The organism is Solwaraspora sp. WMMA2065, assembly GCF_030345075.1.
In the GTDB taxonomy this organism is placed as follows: domain Bacteria; phylum Actinomycetota; class Actinomycetes; order Mycobacteriales; family Micromonosporaceae; genus Micromonospora_E.
The window spans coordinates 1,309,499-1,322,074 of sequence record NZ_CP128361.1 but is presented as its reverse complement, the minus strand read 5'-3'; the positions used below and the strand labels follow the sequence as shown (position 1 = coordinate 1,322,074).

Below are 12,576 nucleotides of genomic sequence, written 5' to 3'. Positions count from 1 at the left end.
AGCCGCCCGCACCAACTGGCTCAACCGTCGACCACCAGCGGCAACAGGTCGCGCTCCGGTCGCCGCGCCAGCTCCGGTTCGCCGTCGGACGGCACCGCGAGCGACATTGCGTACTTCCACCGGTGGTAGATCCGCTCGTACCGGGACGCCATCAGATCCGGCGAGAACGACAGCCGTACGTGCTCCGCGCACACCTGCGGGTCCAGTTCCCCGGCCTGCTCGATGGCCTCCGGTAGCTCGGCCGGGTCGGTGCAGACCATCCCCGTCTCGCCGTGTCGCACCACCTCCGGCACCGCACCCCGGTTGAGGGCGACGACCGGGGTGCCGCAGGCCATCGCCTCCAGCATCACCATCCCGAACGGTTCCTCCCAGCGGATCGGCATGAGCAGGCACCGGGCCTCGGTGAGTAGCTGCCAACACCGCTGTCGGTCGGGGTTGACCAGCAGTTCGACGTCGGGGCCGAGCATCGGCTGGACGACGTCCTCGAGATAGCGCCGCTCGGACGGCTCAGTCGCCTTGCCGGCGAGAACGAGCGGCACTCCGGCCTTGCGGCAGGCTTCGATCGCCAGGTCCGGGCCCTTGTCCGCGGCGAAACGTCCGAGCCACAGCACCGGGCCGTCGGCCGGCACCGGCTTGGGCCGAACCTCGGCGGCCAATCCGTTGTGCACAGTCGCTGCCCACGGCAGGCCGCTACCCACTCGACGCTGCGCGTAGGAAATCGCCACCAATGCGACGGATCGATCTATACCACGCAGATACTCACCTAGCTCGCCGTCCGGCGAATTGTGCACGGTGACCACCGTCGGTACCCGTCGGCGGGCGGCGGCGAGCGGACCGACTGTGGTGTGGTCGTGCACGACGTCGAAGGTGTCGTCCTCGATCAGCCGGTCCACCCGAGCCAGGTGCACGAGTTCCGGCAGTGAGTGACCGAGCCGGTCGGACTGCAACTCCCGGACGGTACTGACGAAGTTCGCGGCGGTCCCGGTCCGACTGCCGGCTCCAAAAAGCGTCACTTCGTTGCCCCGGGCGACCAACGCGTCGACCAGAGCGGCGCAGACCTGTTCGACGCCGCCGTAGCCGGGCGGAGGTAGCTCGTAGTAAGGCGGCACGATCATGGCAATCCGCAGCGGCTTGTGCTGCTCGGTGTGCGTGGACGGAACGTCGTTCACGGCGCACCCCCTGCGCTGAGCCGACACCACGGCCGGATGTTCACCGGGTACCCGGTAGGGAGGGATAAAAACTGATATGTCAGCGCCGGACGGGCCAAGGTAACTCAACCGGAATGGTCCGCTGCGACGATGGCGCGTTAGAACCGGACAGGTCGGGGAACGCCACCCGCGACACACAGTCAGGGCCGGCAGGCGCGCAGCCAGCACCGCCGGCACGGCGACGGGAGTGGCGGATGCGCACAGCCGGACAGGAAACCGTGGCGGGACACCATCGCGCGCTCCGGCCGACCGCCCCGACGAACCTCGATCCGGTGCCGCTGCTCGGATCGAAAACCGCCCCGCCTGCTCCACCGGCCGGCCTGCTCGACCGGCCACGGCTGACCGCCCGGTTGGAGATCGGTACGCGTGGCCCGTTGACACTGCTGGTCGCACCGGCCGGATGGGGCAAGACCGCGCTGCTGGCCGGCTGGTTCGTCGACCGACGGGCCAGGGGCAGTGCGATCTGGCTGACTCTCGAGCCCGCCGACCGCGGCGACCGGTTCTGGTCGTACCTGCACGCAGCGCTCGCCGCCGAGACGGCCCGCCGGCACCCGGACCGGCCCGCGCCGCCCGCTCCCGGCCGTGCCGATCCCGAGCTTTTCCTGCCCCGGTTCGCGTCGGTGATCGCCGCCCAGCCGGAGCCGGTCCTGCTGGTGCTGGACGACGCGCACACCATCACCGATCCCGAGGTGGTCCGGGGAATCGAGTTCCTGCTGCGGCACTGCCGTGGGCGGCTGCGTCTGGTGGCGGCCGGCCGCGCCGAACCGGCACTCGCACTGCACCGGTACCGGCTGACCGGTGAGCTGACCGAGATCCGGGCCGCCGAGCTCGCGCTGACCTTGACCGAGAGCGCCCGTCTGGTCGGCGCGCAGGGTCTCGGCCCGGCCAACGACCAGATCCGCGAGCTGCACCACCGGGCCGAGGGGTGGCCGGCCGGGGTGCGGCTGGCTGGCCTGGCGTTGCAGGCTGGCGAGAGACCCGCAACGGTACGGGAGTACGTCGGTGCCGATCCTGACCCGGCCGCCGACTACCTGTCCGCTGAAGTGCTCGCCGGGCAGGCTGCGCTGACACACCAGACACTCGTCCGCACCTCGGTGCTGGACCGGGTCTGCGGGCCGCTGGCCGACGAACTGACCGGGCGCGACGACGGCGAGGAGCAACTGGCCGCGGCCGCCCGCGACGCCGGCGGCTTCATCGTCGCTGCGGGCGGCGACCCGGCCTGGTACCGCTGTCACCGGATGCTCAGCGACGTGCTGTACGCCGAGTTGACCAGCCGGTTCCCTGACGAGATCCCGCAGTTGCACGAGCGGGCGTACCGGTGGCATCGCGCTCACGGCCGGCCACTGGCGGCGGTCCGGCACGGACTGGCCTGCGGTGACCTGCTCGGTGCCGGCCAACTGGTTGACGAGCACTGGCCCGAACTGCTGCTCTGCGGTCACGAGGACGCCCGACACACCCCGGTGCCCACCGGCCGGGACCTTGGCCATTCGGGCCTGGCGCTGGCTGCCGCCGTCGACCGGTTGGAGACCGCCGGCCAGGCGCCGGCCGGGCCGCCGCCGGACACCTTCGGCCAGGAACCGACCAGCATCGCCACCCGGCTCGTGGACGCGATCGACGGGAGATATCACGACGAGACGCTGAGCTACGCCGACGAGTTGTTCGCCACCAGCGGCCTGGCCACGACGACCGCAGGTGCACCGGCCGGGGGCACGGAGACCCTGGGTGAGCGGGCACGCGCGGTGGCGACGGCGATGCTCGGAACCGTCCGGTTCGCGCACGGCGACCTGGTCGGCGCCGAGGCGATGCTGAATGGCCTGGTCACCGCTCCGTCAACCGACGGGTACGGTTGCCCGACCCGGTACGCCGCCGGTCAACTGGCGCTGTTGCATGCCCGGCGGGGCGAGCTGACGGCCGCTCACCGCATCGCCCAGCAGACCCTGGTCACTGCGGCCTGCCCGGGACGTCGGTGTGCCGGCCACGCCGCCGCCGCTCATCTTGCGCTCGCCATGGTCGCCCTGTGCCGCGACGAACTGCCCGCCGCGACCCGGCAGCTGGATCTGGCCGCAGCGCTGGTCGTGCCCGGGACACCGGGGACGGTCACCGGGCTGCTCCCGGTGGTCCGGGCCGCGCTTCGACAGGCGGAGGGGGACTTCGCCGCAGTCGCCGATCTGCTCGCGACGGCACCGGTGGACCGGGACCCGCCCGACGGTCAGCACAGCCGGCTGCGCCGGCTGGCTCTCGCTGAGGCCCGAATGGCCTGCGGCGACCTCGACGGGGCCCGGGAACTGCTGTCGAACGAGATCCACGACGACCGCTCACCGGCGGTGACGATCGCACTGGCCCGGCTGCATCTGCTCGCCGACGGACCGGCCGATGCTCTGGCGGTGCTCCCCCAGTGGTCGGCACCGGACGGTGAACCACCGGCGGACCCGCTGGTGATCCAGACGCAACGCCAGCCGATGACCCTGCTCGAACGGTTGAACGCCGGGCTGGTCGCGGCCGTCGCCACCCACCGGATGGGCGACCGGCGTCAAGCCCGCGAGCTGCTCGAACAGGTGCTTGACCTGGCCGCCCCGGACGGTCACCGGCTGGTGTTCAACCACGCCGGATCTCCCGCGCGGGAGCTGCTGGTCGAGCACCTCGACTCACCGACCCGGCACCGGAACCTGGTCAATGATCTCGTCGACGGTGCCGGTCGGCGGCACGCCGACCGGCACCGTCCGGCGCCAGCGCTGACCGAACCGCTCACCGACCGGGAACTGACCGTACTGCGGTACCTGCAGGGCACGCTGTCCAACGGGGAGATCGCCGCCGAGCTGTTCCTGTCGGTGAACACAGTCAAGACCCACGTCCGCAACATCTACCAGAAGCTCGGTGCCCCCCGCCGCCGGGAAGCCGTACGCCGGGCACGTGAACTGCGTCTGCTCTGAGCCCACCGGCAGCCCCGGCACGACGACATTCGTTGGAGGAACATTGACCGCCGCGACCGTGCGTACGGACGAGGAGATCCAGCGTGACGTCCTCGAGGAGCTCAAATGGGACGCCCGGGTCCAGCCCAACGAGATCGGCGTGACCGTCCTGGAGGGCGTGGTGACGCTGCTGGGCTGGGTCGACAACTACGGCAAGAAGTGGGCGGCGGAACGCACCACCCACCGGGTACGCGGGGTGACCGCGGTCGCCAACGACATCGAGGTACGACTGCCCAGTTCGGCGGAGCGGACCGACGCCGATGTCGCCGGCGCCGCCACCCGGGCGTTGGAGTGGGACGCTTTCGTTCCGATCGAACGGCTCGAGGTGACCGTCGCCCACGGGTGGGTCACGCTCAAGGGTGAGGTCGAATGGGAGTTTCAGCGACGAGCGGCGGAGCGGGCGGTACGTCGGCTGTCCGGGGTACGCGGGGTGACCAATCTGATCGCCGTCCGCCCCCGGATCAACCCTTCGGCACCGGAGCTGCGACGCAGCATCGAGGACGCGCTGGTGCGCAGCGCCGCCACCGACGCCCGGCAGGTCACCGTCGACACCGACGGTGGCCGGGTCATCGTCAAGGGGATGGTCCGCTCCTGGCTGGAGCGCGAGGAGGCGGAGCGGATCGCCTGGTCGGCGCCAGGAGTCACCGCGGTGGAGAACCGGATCACCGTGGAACCCGGTAGCTGACCGGGCGGCGGGCGGAGGTCACCGGGCGGTGTGGGACGAGCAGTTGGGCCGGGCGGTGGCGACGGTGGTCGTCGCGGTCGGTGGCTCGCTGGCCCTGGCCTGGCTCTCCGGCAAGGTGGTCCGGCAGGCGGCACGCGGCCGGGTCGCACCGTTCCTCAGCACCCTGCACCGCGAATGCCACCGGCCATGGAGCGCGACGCTGCTGGTCACCGGATTGCTGCTCGCGGTGCCGTTCAGCGGCATCACCGGCGAGGTCCGAGACGAGGCACTGCACACCCTGCTGCTCGCGCTGATCTACGCCGGCGCCTGGCTGGTGATCCGGATCCTGTTCGTCTTCGAGGACACCGCGTTCCGCCGGCTGCCAGTGGACATGGCGGACAACCGACGGCGGCGACGCGCCCGTACCCAGATCGGTCTGCTCCGCCGGCTCACCGCGGTCATCATCAGTATCGTCGCGCTGGCTGCGACGCTGATGACGTTCTCGCAGCTCCGGGCGTTGGGGGCGTCTCTGCTCGCCTCGGCCGGCGTGGCCGGGGTGGTGGCCGGCCTGGCCGCCCAGTCGGTGCTCGGCCACGTGTTCGCCGGGCTGCAGCTCGCCTTCAGCGACGAACTGCGCCTCGACGACGTCGTGGTGGTCGACGAGGAGTGGGGCCGGGTCGAGGAGATCCGGCTCACCTATGTCGTGGTACGGGTCTGGGACCAGCGCCGGCTGATTCTGCCGACGTCCTACTTCACCACCACCCCGTTCCAGAACTGGACCCGCAACGAGGCGCAGGTGCTGGGCAGCGTGATCCTGCACCTGGACTTCACCGCCGACATCGACGTGCTGCGGGCCGAGGCGCACCGCATCGTCGACGCCTCCGCGCTGTGGGACCGTCGGGAATGGGTGATGCAGGTGGTGGACGCGACCGAGACGACCATCTGCATACGGCTGCTCGCCTCGGCCGCCGACGCGCCAAGCTCGTGGGACCTGCGGTGCGAGCTACGCGAGGGCATCTTCGCGTTCCTCCGCCGGCACCATCCCGACTGGCTGCCCAGGGCCCGCAGCGAGCTGGCCGCTCCGGTCGAAGAGGAAGCACTGCCGCCGGCCCGGCACACAGCCGCCGGCCCGCCGACCGGCCGCACGGGCACGACCCGGTTGGGACGACCCGGTGCCGGCGGACCGGATCCGGGAAGCAGCCGCGGCACCGGACCGCGCGGAAGAGCGGCCCGCGCCGCCGGCACCCGGCAGTTCGGCAGTGCTGCGGCGAACCGCCGGCAACGGACGATCGATTCGGCCGCGGCTGATTCGCCGCGCCCCGGCGACTAGACGCCGGGCCGGCAACCGACGCCGGGCCGGACGTCAGTTAGTCGCGCTCGGTGCGACCAACTGCACCGGGAATCGCCGGGACGAACACGGCGGCGACTTGTCGCAGCTCCGCGGCGAGCGTCCGCAGCCGCTCCACCGGGGCGTGCTCACGCAACGCGCCCCCGGCGTCGTCGAGAAGCATCCGGGCCCGGGCGCGCTCGTGGGCGGGTGCTCCGGTGGCCGGTCCGGACAGCTCCCGCTCGACCAGCTCGATCAGTGACTCCAGATCCCCGGCAGGGTCGGTGGCGGCGGCCACCGGCCCGGCGTGACCCACCGACGACCGTGGCTCGACGATCTCGGTCACCACGATCGACTGACGGCTGCCGCCGTCGGCGTCGCGCGCCGAGATCGTCACCATTCCGTCGGCGTCCGTGTCTATGGTGACCTCGATCCGGGGCACCCCACGCGGCGCCGGTCGGATTCCGGACAACCGGAACCGCCCGAGGACCCGGTTGTCCGCAGCCTGTCGGCGCTGGCCCTGCCGGACGACGACGTCGACGCTGGTCTGGCCGTCCTCCGCGGTGGAGAAGACCTGGGTCCGACGGACCGGGATGGCGGTGTTGCGCTCGATGATCGCCGCCATCGTCCCGTCGTGTACCTGCAGTCCGAGGGCGAGCGGGGTGACGTCCCGCAACCGGGCCGGTCCACCCGTACCGATGAGCAGCCCGGCCTGCACTGCGGCGCCGAGCGCCACCACCTCGTCGGCGTTGATCAGCAACTGCGGCTCCTGACCGTCGGCCAGCCGGCGCAGCAGGTCACGCACCGCGGGGATCCGGGTCGCGCCACCGACCATCAGCACCCGGTCGAGGTCCGCCGGGGTGACCCGCGCGTCCCGCATCGCCTGCTCCACCGGATTGCGACAGCGTTCCACCAGGTCACCGGTGAGTTCGTCGAACGACGGCCGGTCGATCAGGGTCCGCAGGTGTTTGGGACCTGCGGCGTCCGACGCGACGAACGGCAGGTTGACCTCCGCCTCGGTGACCGCGGACAGTTCCTCCTTGGCCCGCCGAGCCGCCTCAACGACCCGCCGCCGGGTCTGCGGGTCCGCCGCCAGGTCGATGCCGTGGTCCCGGTGGAACTCGGCGACCAGGTGCTCCACCAGGCGGTGGTCGAAGTCGTCACCGCCCAGGTGCGTGTCGCCGGCCGCGGCGCGGACCTCGACGGTGCCGTCACCGGCGGTCAGTACGCTGACGTCGAAGGTCCCGCCGCCGAGATCGACCACCAGGATCGTCTGTCGCTGGCGCAGGTGCAGCCCGTAGGCCAGCGCGGCAGCCGTCGGTTCGTTGATCAGCCGCAGGATCTCCAGGCCGACGAGTCGGCCGGCCTCGCGGGTCGCGGTGCGCTGGGCGTCGTCGAAGTGCGCCGGTACGGTGACCACCGCCCGGTCGATCCGTTCACCGAGCGTCCTGGCCGCCTCGTCGACGAGGTTGCGTAGCACCAGCGCGCTGATCTCCTCCGGAGCGTACCGGCGGCCGTTGACGTCGAACCGGGCCAGACCGCCGTCACCGACCACGCCAAAGGCCACTTCGGCCGCTTCCCGACCGACCTCGTCGTAACGCCGTCCGGCGAAACGTTTGGCGGAGTGGACGGTCCCCTGCGGGTTGAGCACCGCCTGCCGGCAGGCGGCGTCGCCCACCAGCAGGGCGCCGGCCTCGGTGAACGCCACCACGGAGGGAGTGGTCCGCGACCCGGTCAGGTTCGGTACGACCGTGGGCCGGCCCCCCGAGACCGCGGCGATGACCGAGTTGGTGGTGCCCAGGTCGATTCCCACTGCGCGCGGCATGACCGTCCCCCCTCGTACCGGCGTCCGGCGCGGGCCGGTTGAGCTGTCGTGATCGTGGCAGCCGCCCGGATGACGCCGCGTCACCCGGGCGGAGTGAGCTCGGGTGGGTGACGGCCGGGCGTGCGACCGGACGTGGGTCATCTGACGCCCGCCGGGAAGGCGTAGACCGGCCCGGGGCCGGGTACCGCTGCCGCCATGACCGACGCACCGCGGCTCCCCGACTACGTCGACGGCCTGGACTTCCCGCTCTCCCGTGAGGACTTGGTCCGGCGGGCACAGGAACTCGGCGCGGACACCGCGTTGCTGCAGGCGCTACGGGCGCTGCCCGCCGAACGGTTCGTCAACGCCGAGCAGTTGCTGGCCGAGATCGGCCCACCCGGCTGAACCCCCGACCCACGACGGACGGTGTGCACGTACCGCGTTTCGTCCGGTTGACGCCGGGTACCGGCGTCGGGTGTTCTACGCGGAGTTCTCCAGTACCCGGCACCGGTTGCACGACGGTTACCTGACCACCACCGCCAGCGATCTGCTGGCCGCCGATCCCCGACTGCGCGACCTCGACGTCGAGGTCCGGTTCGACGGCGGCGTCGCGCATGTGACGGGCGACGTCGCCGACGAGGCGGCACTGCGGCGGGTCCGCGAGGCGATCGGACGGTTGGCGGGGGTGCACGGGGTCTGGGACCGCGTCCGGATCGCCGGCGCCGAGCCGGTGATCCTCGACATCGGCTGCGGCGACGGCCCGCAGTACCCCGGCAACATCGGCCTGGACCAGCGACCGGGCAAGGCGGTGGCGGTCGTCGCCGATCTGCGTGACGGCCTGCCGATGCGCGACGACGCGGCGGATCAGATCTTCGCGGTGCACGTGCTGGAGCACCTGACCGACTACCTGCGCCTGATAGACGAGTGCCACCGGGTGCTGCGGCCCGGCGGTGTGCTGCATGTGCTCTCCCCGTGGTGGCGGCATGTCAACGCGGTCGCGGACCCGACCCACCTGCGGTTCTTCGACCTGCAGACGATCAAGGGCATCTGTCAGCAGCCCGGGGCCGCCGGACGCTGGTATCCCCAGCACGCCTCCTGCGACGGGGCCACAGTCTTCGCCGACCTGGTCGCCGCCCGTCCGAACGATCCCGAGCCGTCACCCGGCCACCTCGCCCGGTTCTTCGACTAGTCGCCGGCCGGGTCAGGCCCCGGCCGGCGGCGGCACCAGTCCGCCGGCCACCAGGACCAGCCAGGTGAGTTCCGGATGGACGATGTCGCTGTGCGCGCCGGCCGGTGGCCCTCCGCGGCGCACGACGGCGGTGGCGTTCACGTTGTGGACCCGGCGATGCTCCAGTCGGTAACCGCCGTGGCCTGTTGCCGCCAGTGGCAACGACCGGGCACCGACGGCGGTGGCACCGTGGAAGCCGAGTGCCCCCCACCGCTCGGCGAGCGCCGGGGTCGCTGCGGCGTCGTCCCCAGCGGCCAGCGAGGCGAGCGGATAGAACACGCCCAGGGCCGAGTCGTTGGTCGAGAAGCAGACCGAGACCGGCCCGTCGATCCGGGCCGGCAGCCCGGCCAGAGCACCGGACCGGACCGGATCGAACGGCAGCGCCGGGGCGAAGGCGAACCTGGAGAACGCCCCTTGCAGCAGGGTCAACGACCGTACCGGGCGAACCGCTCCGCCGGCTGCCGGCTGCGCCGCGTCGGCGGCGAAGCTGACCAGCCGAGCCCCGAAGCTGTGCCCGACCAGGTGGATCCGCACGGACGGCGCCATCGTGGCGAGCCGGGTCAGCACCGGCCCCAGGCCGGCCCGCCCGATCCGGCCGGCCCGGCCCTTCATCTGCCAGTAGGTCAGTTGCCGCAGCGCCTCCTTGGCCCCGTACCAGATTCCGCGCAGCGGGTCCACCAGCCCGGCCGCGCCGCCGACCGCCGCGTCCAGTGGGGTGTGGCAGCGCCGCAGCTCGTCGAGGAAGCGGGCGTACAAGGTGACCGGGTCCACGTCGAGCATCGCGGGCAGCGCCGATGCGGGTCCGGCCGGAGCCGGACCGTCCACAGGTCTCCCGGCCCTCGCCCGGACCGGGCTGGTCGGTACCGCGTCGCCGTCGTCGCCGCAACCGTCGTCGCCGCAACCGTCGTCGGTCACCGTCGCGAACTGGCGGAGTTCGTTGGCGAAGGCCCGCACCCGGGCCTGGGTAGGCGAGGTGCGCAGCAGGTGCGCCATCCGGTCCAGGGCCGGCGCGCCAGCAGGGAAGGTGGCCCGCAGCACGTTCAGCGTCTCGTCGTCCAGAACCGCCGATCGGGGACGGCCCGTGCCGCGACGGCCGACCGGACCTGCCCCGGCACGGGCACCGGCGAGCCCGGCCGGGCCGGGACCGGGCCAGGTCGCGCCGACCGGCTCGAAGTCCGGTGCCGGCTCGTCGGGCCACCGGCGCGCCGGCCAGTGCACGCCGACCAGCCCCAGACTCTCGGCCCACGGTCCCGCCCGCCGGGCCTGGCCGGCGAGCAGGTTGAAGAAGGCGGCGTAGAGCGCGTAAGCGACATCCCGATCGTTGTTCCAGCCGTGCGCGAGCACCACCAGATCGGTGACGCCACGGGCGCGGGCACCGGACAGCAGCGCGGCCACCGACACCGGGTCCGGATCCCCTCCGGCGTCGAAGCGCAGCTCCCACCATGGAAGACCGCCGATCCGTCGGTCCATCATCGGGCCCCTCCCGCCGCAACCGGTGGTCACACCGACTGCAGTGCCCGCATCAGGTCCACCAGCCCGTGGCCCTGGTAGCGCCGGTCGCGGCCGAGCGGCACGGCGGTGTCGAGCAGGATCTGCTTGATCCGCTCAGGCTGGCCGATGAACTCACGACGCACCGACAGGAACGCAGCGACCGCACCGGAAACATGTGGTGCCGCCACACTCGTACCGGACTCCTCCAGGTAGACCGCCGTGCGCGGGTCCGGGCCGCCGGCCTGGGTGGTGGCCAGCCGGGCACCCGCCGCGCAGGAGACGATCCGCTCGCCGGGAGCGACCAGGTCGGGCTTACGGCGGCCGTCGCCGGTCGGCCCCTTCGAGGAGAAGTAGGACACCCCGTAGGTGTGCGGCATGTCGCGGTGCGTCGACCCGACCGTGATCGCGCGTTCGGCGTTGCCCGGATCGTTGATCGTCGCGCCCAGCGTGAATTGCGACGGTACGCCGAACGGCGCGCCCACCGCGCCGTACCCGGAGTTCCCGGCGGCGGTCACCACGACCACCCCGGACCGGACCAGTTTGTCCACCTCGCGGCAGAGTGGGGACTGGCCACATGCGAACCACTCCGGATCGAACTCGTACCCGACGCTGAGGTTGACCCCGTGGATGCGCATCACCCGGTCGCTGCGCGCGTTGACCTCGCGCACGTAGGCCAGCGCGGCGATCACCCGGGACACCCGTTCGGTGAGATCACCCCCGCCGTGCAGCACCTTCAGGCTGACCAACCTGGCCAGCGGCGCGACACCCACCATCGAGGCCGGATCGACCACCGGGCGTGACACCGGGACCGGGACGGCCGGATCGTCGATGTCGTAGCGGTGCTCGATCACCCGTACCGTCCGCTGCGGATGCCGACGCACCCAGTCGTCCACGCCGCCGGCGATGATCCCCGCGACGTGGGTACCGTGGCCGCTGTCGTCGGTCAGCGCGTCATGTGACCGGGGCCGCGCCCCGGGCGGGAAGCTGCGGTGCAGGTCGCGAACCTCGGGTGCGCTGAGCGTCGCGTAGCTGGCGAAGTGCGGGTGCCGCGCGTCGATGCCCGAGTCGACCACCGCCCAGACGATCCGTTCGCCGGTGGCGTTGAAGGTCCGCCGGGCCGCGTCCGCCTTGATGGTGGCCGCCGAGACGTCGATCTGAGGCCGGACCGGGAAGTCCGGCCAGATCCGGTGCACGCTGCGCTGATGCGGATCGCCGATCACGGTGTCCGCCGCTACCAGCCGCTTCATCTGGTTGACGCTGAGTTCACCGACGACGTACTCGCCGGCCAGTGGCCGGGGGTGCCGACCCGCGGTGACCCGGAACCAGAGTCCGGCCAACTGCTCGGTGGCGCGCTGCGGTCCGCCAGCGAAGTGCAGGTTGACCGCGACCAGCACCGGCACCGGCTCGTCCGGGCCGAGTGGGAAGCCGAGGCGCTGCCGCCCGGTTACCGCCCGCAACGGATCGGTGATCACCCCGGGCGCGGCGAGCGGTGCTGGACTGTCCGGACCGGGCGCGCCGTTGCCGACGGTGGCGGGCGGCCCGTCGGGTGCCGGCACAGCCGATGCCCGGTGGCCGGCCAGCAGCGTAGCCCGCGCCCGACCGGCGTCGGTCAACGACCAGGTCCGGCCACCGGTGACCAGGTTGGCGGCGCGCAGCCGGTCCAACGCCTGCCGGACCCGGTGGTGCCACTGCGGTTCGCCGTCGCGGTCGGCACGCTCGGCGTCGCCGAGCCGGTCACCGTACCGGAAGGCCACCTCGCGCAGCACCGCAGCGAGCCCGGGGGCGGCCCGGGGGCGGCCGGCGAGCGCGATCAGCGTACGGCTGTCCCAGTCATCCGGCTGCGTCACGGCGGTCCCCTCCCACCAGCGCCGCGAACGGCCGATCG

At 72.3% G+C, this 12,576-nt stretch carries 9 protein-coding genes; 5 read left to right on the top strand and 4 right to left on the bottom strand.

Annotation, left to right across the window (positions count from 1 at the left end):
- Positions 1 to 20 precede the first annotated feature (20 nt).
- Entirely contained in the window at positions 21 to 1,115 is a 1,095-nt protein-coding gene (locus O7610_RS06095) for a glycosyltransferase family 4 protein (RefSeq protein ID WP_281555573.1), read from the bottom strand.
- Between the two features lie 287 nt (positions 1,116 to 1,402).
- Between O7610_RS06095 and O7610_RS06090 the strand changes: the two genes are divergently transcribed.
- The 3 genes from O7610_RS06090 to O7610_RS06080 are packed head-to-tail and all read left to right on the top strand — an operon-like array spanning position 1,403 to position 6,171.
- Positions 1,403 to 4,138, top strand: coding sequence for a winged helix-turn-helix domain-containing protein (locus tag O7610_RS06090; protein ID WP_281554758.1), 2,736 nt, complete (start codon positions 1,403 to 1,405; stop codon positions 4,136 to 4,138).
- Positions 4,139 to 4,181: 43 nt separating this feature from the next.
- Positions 4,182 to 4,862, top strand: coding sequence for a BON domain-containing protein (locus tag O7610_RS06085; protein WP_281554757.1), 681 nt, complete (start codon positions 4,182 to 4,184; stop codon positions 4,860 to 4,862).
- Positions 4,863 to 4,890: 28 nt separating this feature from the next.
- Complete coding sequence (locus O7610_RS06080; RefSeq protein WP_289212794.1) at positions 4,891 to 6,171, top strand: mechanosensitive ion channel family protein; 1,281 nt, start codon at positions 4,891 to 4,893, stop codon at positions 6,169 to 6,171.
- Between the two features lie 37 nt (positions 6,172 to 6,208).
- On the opposite strand, the gene dnaK is transcribed toward O7610_RS06080, so the two are convergent.
- Positions 6,209 to 7,993 (bottom strand): molecular chaperone DnaK, encoded by a 1,785-nt coding sequence (gene dnaK / locus O7610_RS06075; protein WP_289212793.1) that lies wholly within the window; start codon positions 7,991 to 7,993, stop codon positions 6,209 to 6,211.
- Positions 7,994 to 8,188: 195 nt separating this feature from the next.
- Here dnaK and O7610_RS06070 point away from each other — a divergent pair, with 195 nt between their 5' ends.
- The gene (locus tag O7610_RS06070; RefSeq protein WP_281554754.1) at positions 8,189 to 8,377 is read left to right on the top strand and encodes a DUF2795 domain-containing protein; all 189 of its coding nucleotides are present in this window, start codon (positions 8,189 to 8,191) and stop codon (positions 8,375 to 8,377) included.
- 70 nt (positions 8,378 to 8,447) lie between these two features.
- On the top strand, positions 8,448 to 9,161 hold the full coding sequence (locus O7610_RS06065) for a methyltransferase domain-containing protein (protein WP_289212792.1): 714 nt from the start codon (positions 8,448 to 8,450) through the stop codon (positions 9,159 to 9,161).
- A gap of 12 nt (positions 9,162 to 9,173) precedes the next feature.
- Here the strand turns inward: O7610_RS06065 and O7610_RS06060 are convergent, their stop codons facing one another.
- Both O7610_RS06060 and O7610_RS06055 read right to left on the bottom strand, forming a co-directional pair.
- Positions 9,174 to 10,673, bottom strand: a complete 1,500-nt coding sequence (locus tag O7610_RS06060) for a hypothetical protein (RefSeq protein ID WP_289212791.1) — start codon at positions 10,671 to 10,673, stop codon at positions 9,174 to 9,176.
- A gap of 26 nt (positions 10,674 to 10,699) precedes the next feature.
- A complete protein-coding gene (locus O7610_RS06055) occupies positions 10,700 to 12,538 on the bottom strand; it encodes a S8 family peptidase (RefSeq protein ID WP_281554751.1) in 1,839 nt (612 codons plus the stop codon).
- Positions 12,539 to 12,576 lie beyond the last annotated feature (38 nt).

What these genes read in the sequence shown, in the direction of transcription:
- O7610_RS06095 (WP_281555573.1), bottom strand. Translation starts at nt 1,115, where the DNA reads ATGATCGTGCCGCCTTACTACGAGCTACCTCCGCCCGGCTACGGCGGC.
- O7610_RS06090 (WP_281554758.1), top strand. Translation starts at nt 1,403, where the DNA reads ATGCGCACAGCCGGACAGGAAACCGTGGCGGGACACCATCGCGCGCTC.
- dnaK (WP_289212793.1), bottom strand. Translation starts at nt 7,993, where the DNA reads ATGCCGCGCGCAGTGGGAATCGACCTGGGCACCACCAACTCGGTCATC.
- O7610_RS06070 (WP_281554754.1), top strand. Translation starts at nt 8,189, where the DNA reads ATGACCGACGCACCGCGGCTCCCCGACTACGTCGACGGCCTGGACTTC.
- O7610_RS06060 (WP_289212791.1), bottom strand. Translation starts at nt 10,673, where the DNA reads ATGATGGACCGACGGATCGGCGGTCTTCCATGGTGGGAGCTGCGCTTC.